Below are 23,913 nucleotides of genomic sequence, written 5' to 3' on the forward strand. Positions count from 1 at the left end.
CTTCGGCTCCATGACTGGCATACTCTGGTGCCATGACCACTTCCGCTGACGCGGCAAAAGCTGACAAGCCGCGCGGTGTCTTCTCCCGACTGATGCATCGGCTTGCCGCCGACGCCGACGTACTCGATGCCGAAGATCTACAGGAGAGCACCGGCAAGGTTGGGAACTGCTGCTGCCGCGACCTCGTCGCCGGGGAGTCGGTACGCATCGCCGGACGGCTCCGCTCGGTCGTCTACACCCCGAGCGAAAAAGCGCCGACCTTGACCGCCGAATTGTTCGACGGCACCGGCGCGGTCGAACTCGTATGGCTGGGACAGCGACGCATTCCAGGGATCGAGCCCGGCCGCGAGATGGTCGTATCCGGGCGAATCGCCGATCGCGACGGGTCGCCGGCGCTGTTCAACCCGTGGTACGAACTCACGCCCACTGGGGCAGGGTGAGTGTGATTCGGCACGGCGACGAGCAACGCGACGAAGCGCATGACCTCGACGACCGGCCAGCCGATATACCGGCCGAGGCCGAGCAGGGCCGACCGTTGCGCGACTTGGTCATCGATTCAATCGGTGGCTGGCGTGGTGTGCTCGATTCGGCGCTCCCGGCGGCCGGATTCATCATCGCCAATATCATCGCCGGGCTGCAGCCTGCGATCTGGACAGGGATCGCGATCGCGCTGGTCGTGTTTGTGGTCAGGCTGGCGCGCAAGCAAAGTGTCCAACAGGCGATCGGTGGTTTGGTCGCTGTCGCGGTGTGCGTCTTTATTGCCAGCCGTACCGGTGAGGCCCGCGGCTATTTCCTTTTCGGGATCTGGCGCTCGGCTCTGATGGCCGTCGCGCTGATCGGTTCGGTTGTGATCCGTTATCCCGTTGTCGGGGTGGTCTGGCACTTCCTCAGCCCACGAGAGGGCAACTGGCGCAGCAACAAGCGACTAATGCGTGCTTATAACTGGACGACGCTTGCGTGGGGCGCGTCGTACCTGCTGAAGTTCGCCGTCGAGGGCATGCTGTATCAGTCGCACGAAGCAACCTGGCTCGGCGTCGTACGGATCGGCCTCGGCTACCCGATGACCTTCGGCCTGCTGCTTCTCACGTTCGTCGTCGTACGACGCGTGCGTGGCGAAAGCTTCTCGATTCCGATGCTTCGCCGCCGGCGTACCGCACAGCCCGACCGCGACTAGCCTCCATGCCGCCGTTAGGGCGGCGCTACCTCTCCTTTGTCATCACCGCGCGAAGTTCGCCCTCGACGTTTTCGTTGGCGACGAAGATGAGTTCGTCCGCAGCCTCGAGCGGCTCGTCTCGCGTCGGCACAATAACCCGGTCACCACGCAAGATCGTTACCAAGGCGGTGTCGTGCGGCAAGATGACGTCGCCGACAGGCTGTCCGACGTACGCCGAGGTGCTGCTCAACGTGATCTCGACCAGATTGGCCTCACCTGTGCGGAAACTCATGAGCCGCACGAGATCCCCCACAGCGACGGCTTCCTCGACCAACGCCGCGAGCACGCGAGGGGTGGAGACGGCGACGTCGACGCCCCAGGCGTCGTTGAACAGCCACTCGTTGCGCGGGTCGTTGATCCGAGCTACAACGCGACCCACTCCAAATTCGGTCTTTGCCAACAACGAGACGACGAGGTTTGCCTTGTCATCGCCGGTCGCTGCGATGACGACCGGGCAGGTCTGGATCGCGACCTCCTCGAGCGAGGCGAGTTCGCACGCATCTGCGTGAATCCACTCGGCCTCCGGGACGTAGGACGGGTTGACCTTGACGGCGTTGCGTTCGATCAGCATGACCTGATGGCCATAACCGACCAGCTCGCGAGCGATCGACCTGCCCACGGCGCCCGCACCGGCGATCGCGACCTTCATGACTGTGGCTCCTCAGGTGCGTTGCCGGCAAGGTCGAATGCCGCTACTCGGCTCTCGTCTGAGCTGAGCGCGAAGACGCCGTCGCCGTGCTGAATGACGGTGGATCGGGTCGGCAGGATCGCCTTGCCGAACCGGGTGAGAAGGGCGATCCGGAAGCCGGTGTTCTCTTCGAAGTTCGTCACGGTCCGACCGATCCACCCTTCGTCGTACTGCACTCGGTTGAGGCTGACCGCATCGGTCGCATCACGCCACAGTTCCTCGTTCTTGTCTGCCATTAGCTCGCGAAAGAGTCTGTCCGCGGTCCACGGCACCGTTGCGACGGTGGGGATCCCGAGTCGTTCGTAGACCTCGGCACGCTTCGAGTCGTAGATGCGCGCGACAACGTGCTTGACGCCGAAGATCTCGCGGGCGACCCGTGCGGAAATGATGTTGGAATTGTCGCCGGAGCTGACGGCGGCAAAAGCGGTCGCCTTCTCGATCCCGGCTTCGATCAGCGTCTCGCGGTCGAAGCCGACGCCCTTGACCTGGTCGCCGCGAAACTCTGGTCCGAGGCGCCTGAAAGACTCGGGGTTCTGATCGATGACAGAGACTGAGTGCGTGAGCTTGTCGAGCCGTTTAGCGATCGACGATCCGACGCGACCGCACCCCATGATGACAATGTGCACAATCGCCCTCCAGCGGCCCTACAACGTGCGGTTAGGTTCGGTGTAACGGTAGCCGCTTCGCCTGCCGAAGGGGACGTTCGGGGCGATATGTCGCGAATAGGTGTCCATTGGGGGCGTCGGAGTGCGCAATGCCCAGCCGAGCACGTACTCTTTCGCACGTGGCTAGTGCGGGGTCGATACTCAAACGTCTGATCGTGGGGCGACCGTTTCGCAGCGATACGTTGGGCGAGACGCTGTTGCCCAAGAAGCTTGCCTTGCCCATCTTCGCCAGTGACGCGATGTCGTCGGTCGGGTACGCGACCCAGGAGATCATGCTGGTCCTGGCCATCGGCGGAATGGCCGCTATCCACTTCACATGGTGGGCAGCGCTGGGCGTCTGTCTGGTCATGGCGGTTGTCGTCGCGTCATACCGCCAAAACGTCCGCGCGTATCCGAGCGGGGGCGGCGACTATGAGGTCGCCTCGGTCAACATCGGCAAGGATGCCGGCCTGACCGTGGCCAGCGCGCTCGCTGTCGACTACGTTCTCACAGTCGCCGTGTCCATATCTTCGGGCGTTGCGACATTCACTTCCGCAGTGCCGGCACTGCGGCCTTACACACTCGAGATTGCGCTTGGCTGCATCTTGCTGATCGCGTTCGTCAATCTGCGGGGTGTTCGCGAGTCCGGACGAGTGTTCGCGATTCCGGTCTACGGATTCGTGCTGAGCATCCTCGGAATGGGTCTATGGGCTCTTTTCCGATATCTGACCGGCGACACGATGCTCGCGGCCACGGCCGGCTACCACATCGTCGACCACGGGCCGCCGCCAAGCGGCTTCCTGCTGTTCTTCCTCGTGTTGCGCGCATTCGCCTCCGGATGCACGGCGCTGACCGGCACCGAAGCCATCGCCAACGGCGTACCGGCCTTCCGTAAACCGAAGAGTAAGAACGCCGCAACGACCCTGCTTCTGATGGGCTCGATCGCGGTCCTGATGTTTGTCACATTGACCGTGCTGGCGCTGCTGACCAAGGTGCGGATCGTCGATCCGGCGGACGGCTCCCTGGTCGATGCGGCAGGAAAGCAAGTCGGCTATCAGGAAACCGTTGTGGCGCAGGTCGCCAGCGCGGTATTCGGACACTCCATCGGGTTTTATCTGGTCACGTTCCTGACCATGGCGATCCTGGTGCTCGCCGCGAACACCGCGTTCAACGGGTTCCCGGTCTTGGCCTCGATCCTCGCTCAGGACCGCTACCTGCCGCGACAGCTACACACGCGGGGTGACCGACTCGCATATAGCAATGGCATTCTGCTGCTGGCGGGGGCCGCGGTCCTGTTGGTGTGGGTTTTTGACGCGGATGTCACCAAACTGATTCAGCTCTACATAGTCGGCGTCTTCGTGTCGTTCACGCTGAGTCAGTTCGGCATGGTTCGACACTGGACGAGGCATCTCAAGGCGGAGCGCGGCGCGGCCGAGCGTGCCCGGATGCAACGCTCACGCGTCATCAACAGCCTGGGCTTCGTGATGACAGGCACGGTCCTCGTTGTCGTCATCATCACGAAGTTCACGCACGGCGCATGGATCGCCGCGGTAGCGATGGTCGCGCTATTCCTGACCATGAAGGCAATACACCGGCATTACGCCAAGGTGTCCGCGGAACTTGAGGTCGAGCCATCGCCGGGCAACCGGATGCTTCCGAGCCGCGTGCACAGCATCGTGCTGGTGAGCAGGCTGCACAAGCCGACGCTGCGCGCGCTCGCGTTCGCGCGTGCCACCCGCCCCGATACCCTCACCGCATTGACCGTCAACGTAGACGATTCGGACACTCGCTCATTGCAGGAAGAATGGGATCGATTCGACATCCCACTGGCGCTGACCGTTGTCGACTCGCCGTTCCGCGAAATCACCAAACCGATCCTGGACTACGTCAAGCGGGTACGCCTCGACAGTCCACGTGATCTGGTGATGGTTTTCATCCCGGAGTACGTCGTCGGCCACTGGTGGGAACAGCTTCTGCACAACCAGAGCGCGCTACGTCTCAAGGCGCGACTTCTATTCATGCCCAACGTCATGGTCACCAACGTCCCGTGGCAACTTGAGTCGAGCCAGGACCGCCTAAACGACGTACCGCTGTGGGATCGGGCGGGCGGAGTACGGCATCCGGACGGCAGCGCCGCACGTCACCTCGAGAGCGACGGCTTATCCAATTCGGAGAACGTAAGTGGCACGGCGCGGGACGGCGACCGACCCGGGCCCGCGCAGTAGATTTGTACTAATGAATTCTGAACAGGGCTCTTCCTGGTTGGGTCGGCGGGTCCGGGTCGAGGTGGAACGTGTCGCGCACGGCGGGCACTGCGTCGCGCGCGCGGAAGGCCGAGTGCTTTTTGTCCGCCACGCGCTACCTGGTGAACTCGTCACGGTCGAGGTCACCGAGGACCGTGGCGGTAGTTTCTGCCGTGCCGATGCGATCGAGGTGCATGCCGCGCATCCCGGTCGGGTGACGGCGCCCTGCCAGTACGCCGGCCCTGGTGGCTGTGGCGGCTGCGACTGGCAGCATGCGAACCCGCAGACCCAGCGCGAGCTGAAGGGCGCCGTCGTACGTGAACAGTTCGAGCGACTCGCTGGTCTGGAGGTCAAGGTCGAGGTCGAGGCGCTTGACCCGCCGGACCTGCGTTGGCGCACTCGGATGCAGTACGCCGTCGCACGCGACGGCTCGCTGGGGATGCGACGGCACCGCAGCCATGACGTACAGCCCATCGACGACTGCCTCATCGCCACTACCGACGTAGCAGAGCCCGCCTTGTTTGCGCAGCGCTGGAAACCAGCCGTCGAGGTCGACGTAGAGGCGGGAGCCGATCATCGGCGGGTCGTCAGCGAGATGACGGCCAACAAAAAATGGTCGTACGCCACGGGCTCGTCGCACACAAGCACCCACCGCGCGGCCGGTCGCAGCTGGAAGGTTCGAGGCGGCGGCTTCTGGCAGGTCCACCCGCAGGCAGCCGACGTACTCACCGCCGCGGCGGTGAGCATGGCCGGACCGATACCCGGTGACCGTGTGCTGGACCTGTACTGCGGGATGGGATTGTTCGCGGCCGCAATGGGCGAGTCGGTCGGGCCCACCGGCTACGTGCTGGGAATCGAAGGCTCGCACACCGCGGTCCGCGACGGCGTCGCGCAGCTTGGCGACCTACCTCAGGTTGAGCTCAGGCAGGGTCAGGTCACAGGGGATCGGATTCGGGAAGCTGCGTCGGTGGTGCCGACCGAGGACGCCGGCGCATACGACATCGTCGTACTCGATCCTCCTCGCAAAGGCGCCAAACGTGAGGTGTGCGTGGCGATCGCGCAACTGCGGCCGCGCGCCATTGTGTACGTGGCCTGTGACCCCGCCGCACTGGCACGCGACGTCGCATCGTTCGCCGAGTCCGGCTATCAACTGCGCGGGCTGCGCGCATTCGATGCGTTCCCCATGACGCATCACGTGGAGTGTGTTGCCCTGTTGGCCTAGACTGATGTGTCGAATGAACTGATACAACGCGCAAAGAAAGGGGACCGGCGTGGATCTGCTCCCGGGTGTGTCGTCGCCATCGGACTTACGCAGAATCCCCGCGTCCCGACTACCGGAGCTCGCCGAGGAAATCCGTGACTTCCTGATCACAAAAGTATCCCGGACCGGCGGACACATCGGGCCCAACCTCGGCGTCGTCGAGCTGACTATTGCGCTGCACAGGGTCTTCGACTCCCCGCGTGAGCCGCTCGTGTTCGACGTCGGTCATCAGATCTACGTGCACAAGATCCTGACCGGACGACAGGCAGGCTTCGATAAGCTGCGCGCTCGCGGCGGGGTCTCCGGCTACGGCAATACCACTGAGTCCGTGCACGACTGGTCCGAGAGCTCCCACGCCTCCGCGTCGTTGTCGTATGTCGATGGCCTGTCGAAGGCGTTTGAGATCGAGGGCGATCCGCGCCCGGTCGTGGCCGTTATCGGCGATGGTGCGCTGACCGGTGGGATGGCATGGGAGGCGCTGAACAACATCGCCGCCGGTGGACGTCCTGTGGTGATCGTCGTCAACGACAACGGCCGGTCGTACTCGCCGACGATCGGCGGCGTCGCGACCCGACTCGCCGCATTGCGGCTGACCCCACGCTACGAGAAGACGCTCGACAAGTTCCGTTCCGCAATCAACGCCACGCCGGTCGTCGGACCCGTACTGTACGACGCGTTGCACGGCATCAAAGTCGGCATCAAGGACATGGTGTCGCCGCAAGGGATGTTCGCCGACCTGGGCATGAAGTACGTCGGTCCGGTCGATGGACACGACGTTGCCGCCGTCGAAAACGCTCTGCAACTCGCAAAGGACTACGGTAGTCCGGTCATCGTGCACTGCGTGACCCATAAGGGTTTTGGCTATGCGCCAGCCGAAAACCACGAGCAAGACCTGTTCCATGGGCCGGGTGCGTTCAACCCCGAGACGGGGGAGCCGGTGGCGGTCCCGAGCACTTCGTGGACCGATGTGTTCGCCGATGAGCTGGCCACGATCGGCGCGGACCGCGACAACGTAGTGGCGATCACGGCCGCGATGCTGCATCCCACCGGGCTCGCCCGGTTCGCTGAGGACTTCCCGGCGCGCACCTTCGACGTTGGTATCGCCGAGCAGCATGCCTTGACTTCCGCGGCGGGCCTGGCAATGGGCGGTCTGCACCCAGTCGTCGCGCTTTACTCGACCTTCCTCAACCGGGCCTTCGATCAGTTCGTCATGGATATCGCGTTGCACGGTGTCGGCGTGACCGTCTGCCTCGACAGGTCCGGGATCACGGGCAACGACGGGCCGAGCCATAACGGCGTGTGGGACCTGTCGTTGCTCAGTGCCGTGCCCGGGGTCCGAATCGCCGCGCCGCGCGACGGCGAGACTCTCCGGCTGGAGCTGCGCGAAGCGGTCGCCGTTGACGATGCCCCGACGGTCCTGCGTTGGTCGAAGGGCACGAAGTCTGCTGATATAGCAGCGGTCGAACGCAACGATGGCTACGACGTACTCGCGCACGGCATGAGCAAAGATGTCGCGATCGTGACGGTCGGCCCCATGGCGGCAGTCGGGCTCGAGGTTGCGACGGCGCTGGCTCAGCGCGGAATCGACGCGACGGTGATCGACCCGCGCTGGGTCATTCCCGTATCGGACGAGCTGACTAACTGTCTCACCGAATTCGCGCTGGTGGTCACCGTCGAGGACGGGTTGCGACTCGGTGGCGTCGGATCGGCTATCTCACAGGCAATCCGCGATACCGGGTCACTGACTCCGACCCGCGAGATCGGCGTACCTTCGGTATTTCCCCAGCACGGGTCACGTGATGAAGTTCTCCGAGAGTGCGGACTTAGCGCGGACCTCATTACGGACAACATAGCGTCCTGGTATGCGCGCATACACGGACCTCACGAGGTATCGGCGCTTCGAAATAACAGTCAGGTCTGATAGTCGATGAAGGAGTCCACGTGCGTGTACTGGTAGTTGAGGATGAACGGCAGCTCGCCAACGCGGTCGCGCGCGGGCTGCGCCGTGAAGGTATGGCCGTCGACGTCTCGTACGACGGGGTCGATGGTCACGAGAAGGCAGTCATTACGCCGTACGACGTGGTGGTGCTAGATCGCGACCTTCCGGGGATGAGCGGTGATGACGTACTCAAGCAGATGTCGCGCTCGGGATCCAACGCGCGGGTGCTGATGCTGACGGCCAGTGGCGCGGTGGCCGACCGTGTTGAGGGCCTGTCACTGGGTGCCGACGACTACATGGCTAAACCGTTCGCGTTCGCGGAGCTGACGGCACGCGTGCGCGCACTCGGGCGTAGGTCGCATCCGGCCGCGCCACCGGTGCTCAAGGCCGGGGACGTCGAGCTTGACTCGGCGCGCCGGGAGGTACGCCGCAACGGCAAGGACATCGAGTTGACGAGGAAGGAGTTCGGTGTCCTGGAGGTGCTCATGTCGTCTGACGGAGCCGTCGTCTCGAGCGAGGAACTGCTCGAGCGAGTGTGGGACGAAAACGCCGACCCCTTCACCACCACCGTCCGCGTCACGATGATGACCCTGCGGCGCAAGCTCGGGGAGCCTGCCGTCATTGAGACGGTCGTGGGCTCCGGCTACCGCATCAGGGGGTAGTGCGCGTTGCCCGCTGTCCGGCTCGGGCTGCGGATGCGGCTCGCGCTGGCGTGCGCGTTCCTGTCCGCGTCGATCAGTATCCTCGGTGTACTCATGTCGATGCTGGTTGTCGACAACTCGATCGAGGCAGCGCTGCAGTTCGCGCCCGGCCAAATCATCCAGATCACGATTCCGGGTCACATCGAAGGACAGGCTGAGGGCACTGCGGTCGTCAACGCGGTCCGCAAGAATGCCGCCGAAACGCTGCTGCTGCGCGGATTGCTGATCTCGGCGTTCTCTGCACTTCTCGGCGGCGGGGCGGGCTACATCATCGCGGCCCGCGCGCTTGGGCCGGTAGCCGAGGTTACCGCCGCGGCCCGCCGGATCGCGGCGGGCGCCATGCTCAAGGAAAGGATCGCGCTGCCCGGCGCGCACGACGAGCTGCGCGATCTCGCCGACACCTTCGACGCGATGCTGGAGCGGCTAGATCGCTCCTTCGACGCGCAGCGACGGTTTGTGGCCAACGCCAGTCATGAGTTGCGTACGCCGCTGTCCATCATGCGTACCGAGGTCGAGGTGACCCTCGCCGATCCGGACGCCTCTGTCCCCGATCTGCGTGAGATGGGCGCGGTCGTGCTCGATGCGACCGAACGCGCCAATAACCTCGTCGAGGCGTTACTCGTGCTGGCAAAGGTCGAGTCGCAAATCGACCAGGGGCTGGACAAGGTGTCCGAATACGACCTGGCCGACGCCGTACCGCTTGCCGTCTCCGCGATGGCCTCAAAGGCGCAGGCACATGACCTCACGATCGAGGAGCTCACTAAACCCGCTCTGCTGCTTGGCGATCCACGGCTTCTGGAACAGCTGGTAGCCAACCTCGTGCAGAATGCCGTCAACCACAACATCGACGGCGGGATGATCTGGATCGAGCTCACCACAGACAGTGCGATGGCGGTGTTGACGATCAGCAACACCGGTCAAGTGCTGGACCCAGACATCACCGAGGAGCTGTTTGCGCCGTTCCGCCGCGCGGCAGACCGGACTCGCAGCGAAGGAACCGGACTGGGCCTGTCGATAGTCAACGCGATCGTGATGGCACACCGCGGTCGCGTGGTCGCCCGAGCCCGCGCCGAAGGCGGGCTGGACGTGATCGTGCGAATACCGCTTGCGAGTGCCGGCGAGTTGGAGTCCGATTAGCCCCTGCTAGCTACGCATTCGGCAGGCTCGCGTAGCCACGCGGCAGGAACCGCTTGCCGTTGACCTTCTCGCTCACGCCGGACCGATCGAGGTACGCGGTGATGCCACCGTTCCAGAACGGCCATCCGGCACCGAGAAGCATGCACAGGTCGAGGTCTTGCGCCTCCGCGACGACGTCCTCGTCGAGCATCAGCTGCGCCTCCTGCGCAAGCGCCGACAACGCCCGCTCGCGTACCTCGGACCCGTCGATTTGGGCAGTGCCGCGCTCCCACAACTTCGCGACATCGGGATCGAGGGATGGTCGTCCGTCCGCGTCCCAGCTGTAGACGCTGGTCTTGCCAGCGTCCACAAGTGCTCTCATGTTGGCGCTCACTTTGAAACGGTCGGGGAATGCCTCGTGCAATGTTTCGGCGACGTGCAGCGCGACTGCAGGGCCGACAAGCTGCAAAAGCACCAAGGGGCTCATCGGCAGCCCAAGCGGATCGAGCGCGCGATCCGCGACCGCAAACTCGGCACCCTCGTCGATCGCGCCGAGAACCTCGCCTAAAAACCGCGTCAGCAACCGGTTGACGACAAACGCTGGGGCGTCCTTCACCAAGACAGACGACTTCTTGAGGGCGCGCGCGGTCGCGAACGCGGTCGCGAGACTCGCGTCGTCCGTCTGCTGGCCGCGGACGATTTCGAGCAGCGGGAGAACGGCGACCGGGTTGAAGAAATGGAAGCCGACAACCCGCTCGGGATGATCGAGGTTGGCCGCAATCTGGCTGATCGACAGCGAAGAGGTATTGGTGGCGAGCACGCATTCGTCGCTGATGTGTTTCTCTGCCTCGGCGAAAATCTGCTGCTTGAGGGAGAGCTCCTCGAACACCGCCTCGATGACGAAGTCGGCGTCGCTGAACGCGTCGTATCCCACCGCACCGGAGATCAGCGCCCTAAGTCGGTTGGCTCGATCCGGCGAAATTCGCTTACGCTGCAGTAGTTTGTCGATCTCGGCCACGACGTACGCGACGCCTTTGTCGGCGCGATCCTGGTCGAGGTCCGTCATGACGACCGGGACTTCGAGGGTCCGCACGAACAGTAATGCGAGCTGGCTGGCCATCAACCCGGCCCCGATGACGCCGACCTTCGTGACCTTGCGCGCGAGCTTGCGAGCTGGTGCGCCTGCGGGCTTCTTCGCCCGTTTCTGGGTGAGGTCGAAGGCATACAGGCTGGCTCGTAGCTCGTCGGTCATCAGTAGGTCGGTGAGCGCGTCCTCTTCGGCGCGGTATCCGGCCTGGAGGTCGGCCTCGCGTGCGAGGGCGATCAGGTCGAGTGCGCGGTACGGCGCGGGCGACGCCTTATGCGTCTTGACGTTGGCGATCGTCTGGCCGCGTTTGAGCGCCGTGTCCCATGCCTCGCCCTTGTCCACCGCGGGTCGTTTGACGGCGACGCTCCCGTTGACGACGTCGGCGACCCAGGCGAGCGAGGTCTCGAGGAAGTCGGCGGAGTCGAAGACAACATCGACAATGCCCAGCTTCGCCGCTTGGGCGGGGGTGAGGGTCTTGTTCTGGTTCAGCGCGTTGTCGATGATGACACTGACGGCGTTGTCCGCGCCGATGAGGTTCGGGAGCAGTTGGGTGCCGCCCCAGCCGGGGACGAGCCCGAGAAACACTTCAGGGAAGCCGAGCATTGCGGTGTTTGCCGACAGGCTGCGGTAGTCACAGCTAAGCGCAAGCTCCAGGCCGCCGCCGAGTGCCGCACCGTTGACGAGTGCGAACGTGGGTATCTCGGTCTGAGCGAGCTTGCCAAAAGTGGCGTGTCCGGCTTGGGCGATCTGCCGGGCGATCTCGGGCGTGGTGACCATAGGTACGCCGGTGAGGTCGGCGCCCACGGCGAAGATGAACGGCTTGCCGGTCACGGCGATGGCCGTCGGTTGCGACGCGATCGCCGAATCGATCGCCTCAGACAGCGATGCCAGGCCCGCCGGGCCGAACGTCGACGGCTTGGTGTGGTCGAACCCGTTGTCGATCGTGATCAGCGCGACGTGGCCGGCAAGGCCTCGCACCTGTACCTCGCGGACGTATGCGCGGGTGACGACCTCGTCCTTGAACGACTCCGCGAGTGAGTTCTCCGAAGCTGACATTGTTACTTGTTCCCCTCGTAGGCCGGGTTTTCCCAAATGACCGTGCCGCCCATGCCGAGCCCGATGCACATGCTGGTGATGCCGTAGCGAACCTCGGGATGTTCGGCGAACTCACGGCTGAGCTGGGTCATCAGCCGTACGCCGGACGAGGCGAGCGGGTGGCCGATCGCGATTGCGCCGCCCCACGGGTTGACCCGTGGGTCGTCATCGGGCAAACCGAAGTGATCCAAGAACGCGAGCACCTGTACGGCGAATGCCTCGTTGAGCTCGAACAGCCCGATATCCTCGATCCCGAGTCCGGCTAACCGCAACGCCTTCTCGGTCGCCGGCACCGGACCGACGCCCATGACTTCCGGCGCCACACCGGCGAACGCATAGGCCACTAACTTCATCCCGACGGGCAGGCCGAGCTCTGCTGCGGTCTCGGCGGAGGCGAGGATGCAACCGGTCGCCCCGTCGTTGATGCCGGCCGCGTTACCGGCGGTGACGCGGCCGTGCACTCGGAACGGAGTGCTCAGCGCGGCAAGGTCTTCAAGAGTGGTGCCGGGTCGGGGTGGTTCGTCGGCCGTGGCCAGCCCCCAACCCGCTTCGGTCGAGCGGGTCGCCATCGACGCGAACTCGGGGCCGATCTTGCCAGCTTTTACCGCTGCGTCGTACTTATCTTGCGAGGACTTGGCGAACGCGTCGCAGCGCTTACGGGTCAGATGCGGAAACCGGTCGTGCAGGTTTTCGGCGGTCGCGCCCATCACGATCGCGGACTCGTCGATGAGCTTGTCCGCGACGAAGCGTGGGTTCGGGTCGACGCCTTCACCCATCGGGTGGTGTCCCATGTGCTCGACGCCGCCAGCGATCACGACGTCGTACGCGCCGACCGCGATGCCCGACGCCGTGGTCGTCACGGCGGTCATCGCGCCCGCACACATGCGATCGATCGCGAAACCGGGAGTGGTGTTGGGTAGCCCCGCAAGCAGTGCTGCTGTCCGTCCGATGGTGAGTCCTTGGTCCCCGATCTGCGTGGTGGCGGCGATCGCAACCTCATCGACCCTGTCCTTGGGGAGTTCGGGATGCCGCTTCATCAGTTCGCGAATGACACGGACGATCATGTCGTCGGAACGAGTCTCGGCATACTGGCCCTTGTGGTTGCCCTTCCCAAACGGTGTGCGTACGCCGTCGACGAAGACGACCTCGCGCCCACGGATCGGGGTTGCCGTGCGCGTATGCGCGGCTTCGGATGTGCTCACGGTAATGCGCTCCTTAACGGTGCGAAAGATGATGCAATACCGCTATATTACCCGTGAGTAACTTTGATTGACGGCCGAGATTTAATTGAGCGCGGCGGCGATGCGTTCGGCGACGAGCGCGCGTTGCCAGGGGCGGGCGCCTTCGGCGGCGAGAAACGCGTCAACCGACTCGGTGTCGACGTGTTCGGGGTGTTGCCAGGCGAGCGAGCGGATTGCGGTTGGCGGGACGATGTTTTCGGCCGGGATAGATAGTTCCTCGGAGAGAGCGAGCACGACTTCGCGAGCGGTCGCGAAGAACTCGGCAACCTTAGGTTCCTTGCTCATCCATCGCGACGGAGGTGCACTAGGGTCGGTCGGCTCGCGGCGCGGGGGGAGCTCGGTCTCGGGCAGGCCCAGTGCGGCGTTGATCGCCTCGAGCCAGCGCTTGCGGTGAGTGATCACGCCGCGGCGGGTGAATCCGTCGAGGTCAAGCATGGCGCCCATATGCTTCGGCTTCGCGATCGCGGCCGCGACGATAAGGCGGTCCGGGAGCACCTTGCCCGGTGCGAGATCGGTGCGTTTGGCGATCTCGTCGCGCGACTCCCACAACGCACGCACGATCGCGAGACCTGGCCGATCCTTGACGGCCTGAATGCCATTAGTGCGTCGCCAGGGGTTGACGCGCGGTGGTGGCGGGGGAGCAGTGCGGACGCTCTCGAACTCCTCGTGTGCCCAGCCCAGTTTCCCTTGCTTGTCCAAGAGCGCCTCAACTTCGTCGCGCAGATCCAGCAAGATCTCTACGTCGAGCGCGGCGTAAACCAGGTAGTCACGTGGCAGCGGCCGAATGCTCCAGTCCGCGGCCGAATGTCCCTTGGCCAGCGAGATCTTCAACAGCAGCTCGGTCATCCGGCCGAGCGACACGCGCTCGAGGCCCGCGATGCGGCCACCGAGCTCGGTGTCGAACAGTCGATCGGGCCGCATTCCTGTCTCGGCGAGGCAGGCCAGATCTTGACTGGCAGCATGGATGACCCACTCGACACCGCGCAGCGCTTCGCCAATACTGCTGAGGTCCGGCACCTCGATCGGATCGATGAGCACGGTGCCTACCCCGCGACGGTTGAGCTGGATTAGATGTGCGCGCGGCGAGTAGCGATAGCCGGATGCGCGCTCCGCATCGATCGCCACCGGTCCTTCGGCCGAGGACAACCTGCGTGCCAGGTCGGCGATTTGCTCCGGGGTCGTCAGCGGCGCGCTAACTCCACCGGGCGGCTCGAGAAGTGCGGTGACCTCGTCGTCGTCTGGAGGCGAATCGGGTGAGTCGGGCACTCGCTAGCCCGTGGAGTCGCGCTGCGCGATGAGGCTAACGCCGGGCGGCGGTGCGCCGGCCGCGGAGGCCAGAAGATTGACCCACGCGTTGAGATGACCGGCCAGGTCGGGACCGGTCGCGGTCCACGAGGCGCGGATCTCGAGGTCCGTCGTACTTTCGGGGCCACTGAGGTCGCCGTACCGCGTCGACGACGTCTGGGTGACGGTGCCGCCGAGGGCGACGTATGGTGCGCCGTGTTCTTCGAGTGACTCAGTCAGCCACGACCAGGCCGCATCCGTCAGTAGCGGGTCGCCGGCCATGTCTGGTTCGAGCGCCGCGCTGACGTAGGAGACTAGGCGCAGCGTGCCGTCCCAGGCCTCGTCGCCGGCGGGGTCGTGCAGCAGGACCAGGCGGCCAGTGGCCTCGGCCACGTCGGAGGCCGGGTCGAGGAGCACCTCGGCGCCGAGGGCGTACGAGTACGGCGCGAGTCGCTGCGGGGCGCGGATGGGCTCGAGAGTCACCTCGGGCCGGACCGTCACGCTCGACAGGCTCGCTACGGCTCGCTGGAAATCTTCAGGAGCGGAGGTCGGGTCCGAGGCCGAATTTGCGATGGTCACACTGAGCAGACTAAAACCGAACGACGTCGCATCGGTGGAGACGCGCCGCCGGATACCGGCTGAGCCTGAATTGTGACCTCGGACCAAGGTTGCTGTGCGGCGCACTCACCGGCGGCGGGGTTCTACGAGCCGTGGGAAGATGTCAGGCATCATGGGAAAAAATTCAACGGCGACCGAACACTCGAGTCCGGAACCCAATTCACACATGTCGATGTCCCTGCCGCAGGACCTGACGGCCAGTCCGCTGATCGCCGCGGCCCGGCGGCAGCCGGTGCCGCACACTCCTGTCTGGTTCATGCGGCAGGCGGGTCGTTCGCTGCCGGAATACCGCGAGGTGCGGATCGGCGTCGACATGCTCGACTCGTGCATGCGTCCGGACCTGGTCACCGAGATCACGCTGCAACCGGTACGCCGGCACAAGGTCGACGCCGCCATCCTGTACTCGGACATCGTGTTGCCGTTGCGCGCGATCGGTGTCGACCTCGACATTCGACCCGGAGTCGGCCCCGTCATCGCCGAACCGATCCGCAGCGCCGCGGACGTCTCGCAGCTGCCGAGCATGGATCCCGCGCAAGTGGACTTTATCGACCAGGCCGTGCGTCAACTGGTCGCCGAGCTCGGTAACACGCCGCTGATCGGATTCGCCGGCGCGCCGTTCACGCTCGCGTCGTACCTCATCGAGGGTGGCCCCTCGCGCAACCATGAGAAGACCAAGGCGTTCATGCATTCGCAGCCGGATGCGTGGCACGACCTGCTGCAGAGGCTCTCACAGATCTCCTCGACATTTCTGCGGGTCCAGATCGACGCGGGCGTGAGCGCGGTGCAGCTCTTCGACTCGTGGGCGGGCGCCTTGTCGGTCGCGGACTACGAACGGCTTGTGCGGCCCCACAGTGCGGCGATTTTCGGGGCGATAGGTGATCGGGTGCCCAAGATCCATTTCGGGCTGGGCACGGCGCTACTGCTGCCGTCGATGGCTGGTGCCGGTGCCGACGTGATCGGCGTGGACTGGCGTACGCCGCTCGACCACGCCAGCGCGCAGGTGGGTCCGGCGTACGCCGTGCAGGGCAACCTCGATCCGGCGCTGCTGTTCGCGGACTGGGAGGTGATCGAGACCGAGATACGACGAATCGTCGCCGAGGGTCAGCGCGCCCCCGGGCACATCTTCAACTTGGGTCACGGTGTGCTTCCAAACACTGACCCGGATGTGCTGACCCGCGTCGTCGCGCTCGTTCACGAGGTGTCAGCCGCGTCGTGAGCACGGTTACAGCAGCCCGCGTCGCACCGCTTCCTCAAGCGTGCGACGTGCTCGTCATCGGCGCCGGCATCTCTGGGTTGAGCGCGGCATTGCGGCTGCGTAAGGAAAATCCGCGACTCGATGTACAGATGATCGACATCGCCGACGTGGTCGGCGGCAAGCTGCGCGCGGCTCACTTGGCCGACGTGCCGATCGATATTGGCGCGGAGGCGCTGCTCACTCGGCGACCTGAAGCACTCGAGTTGATCGACACTCTCGGGCTGGGCGACCAGATGCGCTTTCCCGGCGTTCTTTCGGCAAAGATCGCCTTGGCTGACGGACAGTACCCAATGCCGATGACCTCGATGGGTGTGCCCACGGATGAGGAATCACTCGCCGTCTCTGGCCTGCTCACGACCGCTGGCGTGGCCGCCGTGCGTGACCGGCAGCGGGGCGCCGTCCTCAGCGGCGATGTGAGTGTGGCCGAAGCGATCGGCTCACGCTTGGGCGGTGAGGTCGTCGATCGACTGGTCGAACCGATGCTCGGCGGCGTGTATGCCGGCCGCGCGGATCGCCTTTCGCTTGCCGCGACGATGCCCGCACTCTTCGCGCGGATGCAGCAGGAGCCCGATGTGATCGAGGCGGCCAAGGTGCTGTTGCCGCCGAAATCTACCGATACGACCGCGATGCCGGTTTTCACGACACTGGTCGACGGTGGGGTGTCGCGGCTACCTGCGGCAATGGCCGAGGCCGCCGGCGTACAGGTGCATCTGCGCTGCCCCGCACGGTCGTTGCGGCGTACTGCTGACGGCTTCAATGTCGAAGTTGGCACCGGCGCCGATCCGCATCTCATCAAGGCGACGTCGGTCATTGTCGCGACCGGACCGTCGAAGGCCGCGCAGTTGCTGGCCGGGGTCACCGCGGATGGCTCAGCGGCGCTGGCCGAAGTCCCGACCGCAAGTATGGCTGTCCTCGCTTTCGCATACCGGACAGCGGACCTGGCGATGCCACCACCAACGGGTAGTGGGTTTCTGGTGCCCGTTTCGGTGGGTACGACGATCAAAGCGGCGACGTATGTATCCAACAAATGGCCGCACCTGGTCGCCGATGGAACGGGCCACGAGGACTTGTTTCTGGTGCGCGTGTCGGTCGGGCGGATTGGCGAGGAAGCCATGCTTCAGCGCCCGGACCCCGACCTTGTGGCGTTGGCTCGGCGCGATCTTGCGCTCCTGGCCGGCATTTCGGGCCAACCATGCGACGTCGTCGTTCAACGGTGGGGCGGAGCTTTACCGCAGTACGACGTCGGCCACCTCGATCGGGTGACACGCGTGCGGCAAGCGGTAGATGAGGTGAAGGGACTCGCTGTTGCTGGCGCGACGTACCAGGGTGTCGGAGTGCCGGCGTGCATCTCTAGCGGACAAGCGGCCGCCGAGGTCGTGCTTTCGCATCTGACCGAGTCCACGGAAGGAACTTCTCAATGACACATGCAATATCGAGCGAATGAGGTCAATATGAGTGAAAAAAGAAGTGAGCCGGACGCTAAGCGCGCCGAAGAGCTCAATTCGAAGATTCTTTACACGATGTACTCAGTGTTCAAACTGACGCCATCGCTGCGCGGACTGGAGGTCTCGCGCAAGAAGGCGGCCAAGGAGATCGAGGAGATCTTCAAGGCCGGCGCGAAGAGCGACGGCCTGATCGTGCGTGGCGTGTACGACGTGTCTGGCTTCCGAGCCGATGCCGACATCATGATCTGGTGGCACGCGCCGGATCCCGATGGCCTGCAGCGGGCGTATTCCGCCGTACGTCGAAGTGCACTCGGTGCGCACTTGGAGCCGGTGTGGTCGCAGATGGCACTGCATCGCCCTGCCGAGTTCAACCGCCAGCACATTCCGGCGTTCCTCAATGGTGAGGAGCCCCTGAAGTACATCTGCGTCTATCCGTTCGTGCGGTCCTACGACTGGTATCTGTTGCCCGATGAGGAGCGCCGCGAAATGCTGGCCGGCCACGGCAAGCTCGCGCGCGACTATGGCGATGTGCAGGCCAACACAGTTGCGGCGTTCGCGCTCGGCGACTACGAGTGGATGCTGTCGTTTGAGGCGAAGGAAATGCACCGCATCGTCGACCTCATGCGCGAGCTGCGCGCCGCGGAGGCGCGCCGGCACGTCCGCGAAGAGATTCCGTTCTACAGCGGGATCCGCCGCCCGATAGGTGAAATTCTCGCCAGCATGCCGTAGCACGGTTTGCCGTAAACCACCGGAACCACCCGCGCAGGGCAGCCTGCGTGGGTGGTTCCGTCTGAATATGACTGCTGTGGAACTAGGCCGCGGTCGTGCGGGGTGGTGCTTGTCGGTTGATGGGGTAGGTGGTGTATTTGCGGCCGGTGGGGCTGATCCAGTCGATGCGCCCGTCGGTGTGCATCGTGGGTGTCCATCCGGTCTGGTGTTTGATGCGGTGGTGGAATTCGCAGAGTGCGGCGAGATTGGCATCGGCGGTGGGCCCGGCGGGGTATGCGGTGACGTGGTCGAGGTGGCAGTAGACCGCTTTACGGGTGCAGCCGGGGAAGCGGCAGACGCCGTCTCGCGCGACGATTCGGCGGCGCATGTCGGCGGGTGGCCGGTAGCGGGTGGTGCCGACGTCGTAGACGATCCCGGTGATCGGGTCGTTGACGATCCGTCGCCAGCGGGCGTCTGTGGCGAGCGTGCGGGCGAGGTCGGGGTCGATGGGTCCGAGTCCGTTGATCACCGCATGCGCGCGGAGGTCGGTGGTCGTCACGTTGGCGTCGGTCGCACCAGCCTCTTCTGAGGTACCGGTGTTGCTGGTGTTGCTGGCTGGGTCGGGTTGGTGGCTGCCGCAGGCCGGGCACGCCGGGCCGGCCTGTGTCGTGGCGCGGGCGGCGGTGTCGGCACCGGCCAGAATCGCCGCGGGGATCGTGACGTCGACGGTCACCAGGGGCGTGCGGGGCAGGGTGAGGTCGATGCACGCGGATAGTTGCCGGATCAGGTCCCACATTTCGGTGACCTGCCCGGTCTCGGCCGGGTCGATAATCGTGTACTGCCCGTCTTCGTCGAAACAGGCCGTGCCCGGGTCGCCGGAGTGGTCGCGGGTGAACGCGGCCGGCCCGAGCACGCAGGTCAGGAGCGCGTCGGCGCGGCGCTGCTGGTGGGTACGGGTGTCGCCGGGCGCCGCGTCGCCGGCGAGGTCGTCCAGGGCGGTGGTGAACGCTTGGGCTTGGGCGAGGGGTAGTTCACCGAGCAGGTGCGCGATGTCGCCGTCGGGGCTGATCGCGACGTACCGCTGAGACTGCCGGTTCTTACGGATCTTCTTGGCGATCGGTGTGCCGAGGACCGCGAGGAGGGCTGCGCGGATCCGGCGGCGCCATTGCGCGGTGTTGTCTCCTGCGGCGCGTGGCAGCACGATCGCGTCGAGTTCGGCGCATTGTTGATGGTGCAGCGCTTCGGTCTCGCGGATCAGGATGCGGAGTTTCTGTACAGTCATCCCGCTCGCGGGGTGCAGTAGCGCGGTGACGGCGTCCGGGTGGTTGGTGTGCGCGGCGAGGGCGTGGTTGATCCTGCTGCTGGCGGTGCTGAGGCTGAGCGCGCAGGCGGGCGCGTATTCGGCGAGCAGGATCTGCCGCGCCGATAGCCACGTGTCTACGCGCCAGTGCGGTCCGTGCGCGCGGACCGCGGCGGGGTCGGCGTCGGCTTCGAGGAACTGCGCGCAGTTACGGTGCGCGGTGACCAGGGCGGTGATTTCGGCGTGGTGGTGACGTGCCGCGGCCGTCTCGAGTGTGCTCAGGGTGGCGATTGCGGTGGTGAACTCTCCGCCGTAGAGCACGTCGTCATCGTTGATCAGGCCGATCGGGTCGTGGGGTGTTCTCCGGCTCCTACGCATGTCTCGATGGTAGGACAGGTGTACGACAATTTTGAGGTTGTTCACAGGCCGCGTTGTGATGTGTCAGGACATCGGTGACAGTTCACCGATTCGTAGTTGTCTGAGCCGAGGCCACGATTCACCGGATCGAACGAAAGGTCAGTGACGGACCTGCGCTAGGCGCGGACTTTGTTGTTCTCCTTGGCCCGTGCTAGCACCTCCGGGCCCGCCTTGGCCAGGGACCCGCTGTCGAACGGCGGCTGCGGGTCGTACTCGATGAACAGCTGCGCCGCCTTCGCCGCGGTCTCGTCGACGAGATGCGCAGCGAGCGTCAAGGCCATGTCGATGCCGCTGGAAACGCCCGCCGAAGTGACGATTCGGCGCTCCCAATGCGGTACGACGCGATCCTCGACGGCAGTTGCACCGAGGGTGTTCAGCAGGTCGTAGACGCCCCAGTGCGTGGCAGCGGTAAGTCCGTCGAGCAGACCGGTTGCGGCAATTACCAAGGCGCCTGAGCAGACGGAGGTCACCAATGCGCCGCCGTCGTACGCGCCGCGTACCCAATCGAGGATGCGTTTGTCCTTGATCAGCGTGCGCGTACCGATCCCGCCGGGCATCAGCAGTACATCAGGATTCGGCATGTCCTCGAATGTCGCGTCGACGATCAGCCCGAGCATGCCGTTCTCGGTACGGACCTCGCCGCGCTCGTGCCCGACGAAGGTCACCTCGAACTCCGGGATGCGTTGCAGAACCTCGTACGGTCCGATCGCGTCGAGTGCGGTAATCCTTGGAAACAGGGCGATCGCTAGCTTCATGGTGTCCTTTCGGTCGTGGATAGTTCGGGAGTCATACGTTGCCGAATCTGCCTCGATAGTGATCCGGGGCGATGCCGACGTGGCGTATGAACGCGCGGCGCATCGTCTCTGCCGTGCCAAACCCGCAACGGTGGGCGATTGAGTTTGTCGTGCCGTCACGCTTCTCCAGCAGGACGCGGGCAGTGCGCACTCGCGCATCCTCGACGTACCGGGCAGGGGAGACGCCGACCTCCCGAAGGAAGACTCGGGTGAAGTTGCGTTCACTCATCCCGACTTTCGTGGCCAGTACGCCGACCCGATGATCGGCCGCCGGGTCCGCCGCGACCAGATTCTGAGCCTCGCGGATGGGTGAGAGTCGCGCCCGCGGCGCCCAGCTGGGCATCGCGAACTGACTCTGACTGCCTGGCCGGTGCAGAAACATCACCAACCAGCGAGCGATTGTCTGAGATGCCTCGTGACCGAGGTCTGTCTGCACGAGGGCCAACGCGAGGTCGATACCCGCCGTGACACCTGCCGAGCTCCAGAGGTCCTCGTCGTGACGGTAGATCGGATCGGTATTGACCGCAGCCTCGGGGAACTCGTTCTGTAGCTGCTCGCCGTACGCCCAGTGCGTCGTCACCTCACGCCCGACCAGGAGCCCGGCACGGCCGGCGATGAAAGCGCCCGTGCACACGGTTGCGACTCTCCGGGCCCTGGGGGCGGCACGCGTAAGCCAGCGGACAGTGGGGTCGTCGCTGGCGAGGTGCCGTGCGCCGAATCCGCCAGGTACGACGATCGTGTCGATGCCGGCGGTGTTGAGGGGGAGCTTGTCGGTGAGCAGCGTGAGGCCACTCGAGGTGCGGACCGTTCCCGCGGCACTGACTAGCGCGCATTCGTATGGCTCGTCGTCCGCGTCAGGCCGCCGGATCTTGTTGGCGCTGGCGAAAACCTCAAGAGGACCGGTGATATCGAGTGACTGCACATCGTTGAAACACAGCACGACCACGCGTCGCGGGTCCGGCGATGTCGTGGTCATGGCTCCATACTGCCGTGGCAACGATCTGGCGTAAATGTCAAGATGCCCACAGATCCCGCCAACTCACGAAACAGCGGAATGCAGAATGGGCCGGCCCAGATCGGGCCGGCCCATCGAGAAGTGCGTGTTAGTTAGCGGATTCGAAGACCGCCGCCATGCCCTGGCCACCGCCGACGCACATTGTCTCCAGGCCGTACTTTGCGTCACGCCGCTTCATCTCGTGCAGCAGCGAGGTCGCGATGCGTACGCCGGTCGCGCCGATCGGGTGGCCGAGCGAGATGCCGCCGCCGTTGACGTTGAGCTTGTCCATGTCCGACCAACCCCAGCCCTTGAGGACGGCGAGCACCTGGCAGGCAAACGCTTCGTTGAGCTCGACCAGATCCATGTCGTCGAGGGTGAGGCCAATCTTCGGCATCAGCTTGGCGACAGCGGGGACCGGGCCGAAGCCCATGGTGCCGGGCTCGCAGCCAACCGCGGTCCAGCCCTTGAGGAAGCCCATCGGCTCAAGGTTGAACTCGTCTAGCTTGTCCTCGGCGACGATCAGAACGGCTGCCGAAGCGTCGTTTTGCTGGCTCGCATTCCCGGCGGTGACCACGCCGTCCTTGACCAGGCTGCGTAGTTTGCCGAGGGTCTCGATCGTCGTGTTGGGACGGACGCCTTCGTCTTTGGAGACCACGACCGGGTCGCCCTTGCGCTGGGGGACGGTCACCGGGACGGTCTCCTCTTCGAAGCGACCTGCCTCCCACGCGGCGTGCGCACGATGCTGGCTCTGCAGCGCGTAAGCGTCGGACTCGTCGCGGGTGATGCCGTATTCGGTCGCGAGGTTTTCGGCGGTTTCGATCATCCCGGAGATCTCGCCGTACCGCCACACCGGCTGGGAACGTTCGCGACCGCGGTCCAGACGGTCGTGCAGCGTGGAGCCACCGGAACGTGCGCCCCACCGCAAGTCGGTCGTGTAGTGCTCGATGTTGCTCATGCTCTCGACCCCGCCGGCGAGTACGACGTCCGCGGCACCGCTTTCGATCATCATCGATGCGGTCACGATGGCCTGAAGGCCACCGCCACAGCGGCGATCGAGCTGGATCCCCGGAACGTGGGTCGGCAGTCCGGCCTGCAGCGCAGCCCAGCGGCCGACGCAGGGTACCTCGGAGCTGGCGTAGGACTGGGCGAACACAACGTCCTCGATCACTTCCGGATCGATACCGGAGCGTTTGACGACCTCGGTGATCACATGAGCGGCGAGCTCCTCAACGGGGACTGGGCGCAGCGATCCGCCGTACGTGCCGACAGGCGTGCGGACAGGGGAAACGAGCGCGGCTCTTCTCATGATGGTGGTACTCCTCAGTGACGGGGCGGACGGCTACGAATAGTTCGACCTCGGTTGCCTAGGCCTTCGGCTCGAGGGTCAAACTAACCGAGTTAATGCAGTATCGATCATCGGTCGGTGTGGCATAACCCTCACCATGAAAAACGTGGCCGAGGTGGGAATGGCAGGCACGGCAGAGAACCTCGACGCGGGTCATGCCGAGTGTTGAGTCTTCGCGCAGGATCACGGCGTCGGACTCGGAAGGTGCATAGAAGCTCGGCCACCCGCAGTGACTGCCGAACTTCGTGTCGGAGCGGAACAACTCGGCACCGCAAGCGCGGCACTGATACACGCCCTCGGTCTCGGTGTCGACGTACTCTCCGGTGAACGGACGCTCGGTAGCGGCCTGCCGAAGGACCGCGAACTCTTCGTCGTTGAGCTGCTGGCGCCACTGCTCGTCGGTCTTGTCGACGGTGGGCGCTGGTTCAGTTGCATGAGAAGTCATGCCTCCACGGTACGTCGCTGCCGCCACGGTCGCGAGACCTTGGTATCGGATCTGTCCAGGTTTCGAAGTAGCATCGC

21 protein-coding genes are annotated in these 23,913 nt (G+C 64.8%); 10 read left to right on the forward strand and 11 right to left on the reverse strand.

From position 1 onward, the window contains the following. Positions 1-32 precede the first annotated feature (32 nt). Positions 33-440 carry an OB-fold nucleic acid binding domain-containing protein gene (locus CLV47_RS04575; protein WP_106347797.1) on the forward strand — a complete coding sequence of 136 codons (408 nt, stop codon included), beginning with the start codon at positions 33-35 and terminating at the stop codon, positions 438-440. Beyond that, complete coding sequence (locus tag CLV47_RS04580; protein WP_170110956.1) at positions 437-1,174, forward strand: DUF3159 domain-containing protein; 738 nt, start codon at positions 437-439, stop codon at positions 1,172-1,174. Before CLV47_RS04575 ends, CLV47_RS04580 begins: the two co-directional genes overlap by 4 nt. Positions 1,175-1,199: 25 nt before the next feature. Here the strand turns inward: CLV47_RS04580 and CLV47_RS04585 are convergent, their stop codons facing one another. Continuing rightward, positions 1,200-1,862 carry a potassium channel family protein gene (locus tag CLV47_RS04585; protein WP_106347799.1) on the reverse strand — a complete coding sequence of 221 codons (663 nt, stop codon included), beginning with the start codon at positions 1,860-1,862 and terminating at the stop codon, positions 1,200-1,202. Continuing rightward, the gene (locus tag CLV47_RS04590; protein WP_106347800.1) at positions 1,859-2,527 is read right to left on the reverse strand and encodes a potassium channel family protein; all 669 of its coding nucleotides are present in this window, start codon (positions 2,525-2,527) and stop codon (positions 1,859-1,861) included. Before CLV47_RS04590 ends, CLV47_RS04585 begins: the two co-directional genes overlap by 4 nt. A gap of 194 nt (positions 2,528-2,721) precedes the next feature. On the opposite strand from CLV47_RS04590, the gene CLV47_RS04595 reads away from it, so the two are divergent. The 5 genes from CLV47_RS04595 to CLV47_RS04615 are packed head-to-tail and all read left to right on the forward strand — an operon-like array spanning position 2,722 to position 9,826. Then, a complete protein-coding gene (locus CLV47_RS04595; protein WP_238145227.1) occupies positions 2,722-4,770 on the forward strand; it encodes an APC family permease in 2,049 nt (682 codons plus the stop codon). Between the two features lie 10 nt (positions 4,771-4,780). Beyond that, the gene (locus CLV47_RS04600; RefSeq protein ID WP_106347802.1) at positions 4,781-6,010 is read left to right on the forward strand and encodes a class I SAM-dependent RNA methyltransferase; all 1,230 of its coding nucleotides are present in this window, start codon (positions 4,781-4,783) and stop codon (positions 6,008-6,010) included. Between the two features lie 49 nt (positions 6,011-6,059). After that, positions 6,060-7,970: a 1-deoxy-D-xylulose-5-phosphate synthase gene (dxs, locus tag CLV47_RS04605; RefSeq protein WP_106347803.1), complete on the forward strand. Its 1,911-nt coding sequence runs from the start codon at positions 6,060-6,062 to the stop codon at positions 7,968-7,970. Positions 7,971-7,990: 20 nt separating this feature from the next. Further along, positions 7,991-8,650 carry a response regulator transcription factor gene (locus CLV47_RS04610; RefSeq protein ID WP_106347804.1) on the forward strand — a complete coding sequence of 220 codons (660 nt, stop codon included), beginning with the start codon at positions 7,991-7,993 and terminating at the stop codon, positions 8,648-8,650. 6 nt (positions 8,651-8,656) lie between these two features. Further along, the gene (locus CLV47_RS04615; RefSeq protein WP_146135281.1) at positions 8,657-9,826 is read left to right on the forward strand and encodes a sensor histidine kinase; all 1,170 of its coding nucleotides are present in this window, start codon (positions 8,657-8,659) and stop codon (positions 9,824-9,826) included. A 10-nt stretch (positions 9,827-9,836) separates the two neighbouring features. Here the strand turns inward: CLV47_RS04615 and CLV47_RS04620 are convergent, their stop codons facing one another. The 4 genes from CLV47_RS04620 to CLV47_RS04635 form a co-directional block, all read right to left on the reverse strand. Beyond that, complete coding sequence (locus CLV47_RS04620) at positions 9,837-11,948, reverse strand: 3-hydroxyacyl-CoA dehydrogenase NAD-binding domain-containing protein (RefSeq protein WP_106347806.1); 2,112 nt, start codon at positions 11,946-11,948, stop codon at positions 9,837-9,839. 2 nt (positions 11,949-11,950) lie between these two features. Beyond that, complete coding sequence (locus CLV47_RS04625; protein ID WP_170110957.1) at positions 11,951-13,189, reverse strand: thiolase family protein; 1,239 nt, start codon at positions 13,187-13,189, stop codon at positions 11,951-11,953. Between the two features lie 81 nt (positions 13,190-13,270). Continuing rightward, positions 13,271-14,494, reverse strand: coding sequence for an HRDC domain-containing protein (locus CLV47_RS04630; RefSeq protein ID WP_106347807.1), 1,224 nt, complete (start codon positions 14,492-14,494; stop codon positions 13,271-13,273). Between the two features lie 3 nt (positions 14,495-14,497). After that, complete coding sequence (locus CLV47_RS04635; protein ID WP_238145228.1) at positions 14,498-15,091, reverse strand: DUF3000 domain-containing protein; 594 nt, start codon at positions 15,089-15,091, stop codon at positions 14,498-14,500. 205 nt (positions 15,092-15,296) lie between these two features. On the opposite strand from CLV47_RS04635, the gene hemE reads away from it, so the two are divergent. The 3 genes from hemE to hemQ are packed head-to-tail and all read left to right on the forward strand — an operon-like array spanning position 15,297 to position 18,559. Continuing rightward, on the forward strand, positions 15,297-16,346 hold the full coding sequence (gene hemE / locus CLV47_RS04640; protein ID WP_146135282.1) for a uroporphyrinogen decarboxylase: 1,050 nt from the start codon (positions 15,297-15,299) through the stop codon (positions 16,344-16,346). Further along, positions 16,343-17,806, forward strand: a complete 1,464-nt coding sequence (hemG, locus tag CLV47_RS04645; protein ID WP_106347808.1) for a protoporphyrinogen oxidase — start codon at positions 16,343-16,345, stop codon at positions 17,804-17,806. Before hemE ends, hemG begins: the two co-directional genes overlap by 4 nt. A gap of 30 nt (positions 17,807-17,836) precedes the next feature. Continuing rightward, complete coding sequence (hemQ, locus tag CLV47_RS04650) at positions 17,837-18,559, forward strand: hydrogen peroxide-dependent heme synthase (RefSeq protein ID WP_106347809.1); 723 nt, start codon at positions 17,837-17,839, stop codon at positions 18,557-18,559. An 82-nt stretch (positions 18,560-18,641) separates the two neighbouring features. On the opposite strand, the gene CLV47_RS04655 is transcribed toward hemQ, so the two are convergent. From CLV47_RS04655 to msrB, 5 genes are all read right to left on the reverse strand, one after another. Continuing rightward, positions 18,642-20,216, reverse strand: coding sequence for an HNH endonuclease signature motif containing protein (locus tag CLV47_RS04655; protein ID WP_146135283.1), 1,575 nt, complete (start codon positions 20,214-20,216; stop codon positions 18,642-18,644). Positions 20,217-20,371: 155 nt separating this feature from the next. Then, a complete protein-coding gene (locus CLV47_RS04660; RefSeq protein ID WP_106347811.1) occupies positions 20,372-21,010 on the reverse strand; it encodes a DJ-1/PfpI family protein in 639 nt (212 codons plus the stop codon). A 31-nt stretch (positions 21,011-21,041) separates the two neighbouring features. After that, on the reverse strand, positions 21,042-22,025 hold the full coding sequence (locus tag CLV47_RS04665) for a GlxA family transcriptional regulator (protein WP_106347812.1): 984 nt from the start codon (positions 22,023-22,025) through the stop codon (positions 21,042-21,044). Between the two features lie 127 nt (positions 22,026-22,152). After that, complete coding sequence (locus CLV47_RS04670; protein WP_106347813.1) at positions 22,153-23,352, reverse strand: acetyl-CoA C-acetyltransferase; 1,200 nt, start codon at positions 23,350-23,352, stop codon at positions 22,153-22,155. A gap of 58 nt (positions 23,353-23,410) precedes the next feature. Continuing rightward, the gene (msrB, locus tag CLV47_RS04675) at positions 23,411-23,836 is read right to left on the reverse strand and encodes a peptide-methionine (R)-S-oxide reductase MsrB (protein ID WP_106347934.1); all 426 of its coding nucleotides are present in this window, start codon (positions 23,834-23,836) and stop codon (positions 23,411-23,413) included. Positions 23,837-23,913 lie beyond the last annotated feature (77 nt).

Origin of the sequence: Antricoccus suffuscus (genome assembly GCF_003003235.1) — a bacterium.
Classification (GTDB): Bacteria; Actinomycetota; Actinomycetes; order Mycobacteriales; family Antricoccaceae; genus Antricoccus; species Antricoccus suffuscus.

What these genes read in the sequence shown, in the direction of transcription:
- CLV47_RS04575 (WP_106347797.1), top strand. Translation starts at nt 33, where the DNA reads ATGACCACTTCCGCTGACGCGGCAAAAGCTGACAAGCCGCGCGGTGTC.
- CLV47_RS04585 (WP_106347799.1), bottom strand. Translation starts at nt 1,862, where the DNA reads ATGAAGGTCGCGATCGCCGGTGCGGGCGCCGTGGGCAGGTCGATCGCT.
- CLV47_RS04600 (WP_106347802.1), top strand. Translation starts at nt 4,781, where the DNA reads ATGAATTCTGAACAGGGCTCTTCCTGGTTGGGTCGGCGGGTCCGGGTC.
- CLV47_RS04620 (WP_106347806.1), bottom strand. Translation starts at nt 11,948, where the DNA reads ATGTCAGCTTCGGAGAACTCACTCGCGGAGTCGTTCAAGGACGAGGTC.
- hemE (WP_146135282.1), top strand. Translation starts at nt 15,297, where the DNA reads ATGTCGATGTCCCTGCCGCAGGACCTGACGGCCAGTCCGCTGATCGCC.
- hemQ (WP_106347809.1), top strand. Translation starts at nt 17,837, where the DNA reads ATGAGTGAAAAAAGAAGTGAGCCGGACGCTAAGCGCGCCGAAGAGCTC.
- CLV47_RS04655 (WP_146135283.1), bottom strand. Translation starts at nt 20,216, where the DNA reads ATGCGTAGGAGCCGGAGAACACCCCACGACCCGATCGGCCTGATCAAC.
- CLV47_RS04660 (WP_106347811.1), bottom strand. Translation starts at nt 21,010, where the DNA reads ATGAAGCTAGCGATCGCCCTGTTTCCAAGGATTACCGCACTCGACGCG.
- CLV47_RS04665 (WP_106347812.1), bottom strand. Translation starts at nt 22,025, where the DNA reads ATGACCACGACATCGCCGGACCCGCGACGCGTGGTCGTGCTGTGTTTC.
- CLV47_RS04670 (WP_106347813.1), bottom strand. Translation starts at nt 23,352, where the DNA reads ATGAGAAGAGCCGCGCTCGTTTCCCCTGTCCGCACGCCTGTCGGCACG.
- msrB (WP_106347934.1), bottom strand. Translation starts at nt 23,836, where the DNA reads ATGACTTCTCATGCAACTGAACCAGCGCCCACCGTCGACAAGACCGAC.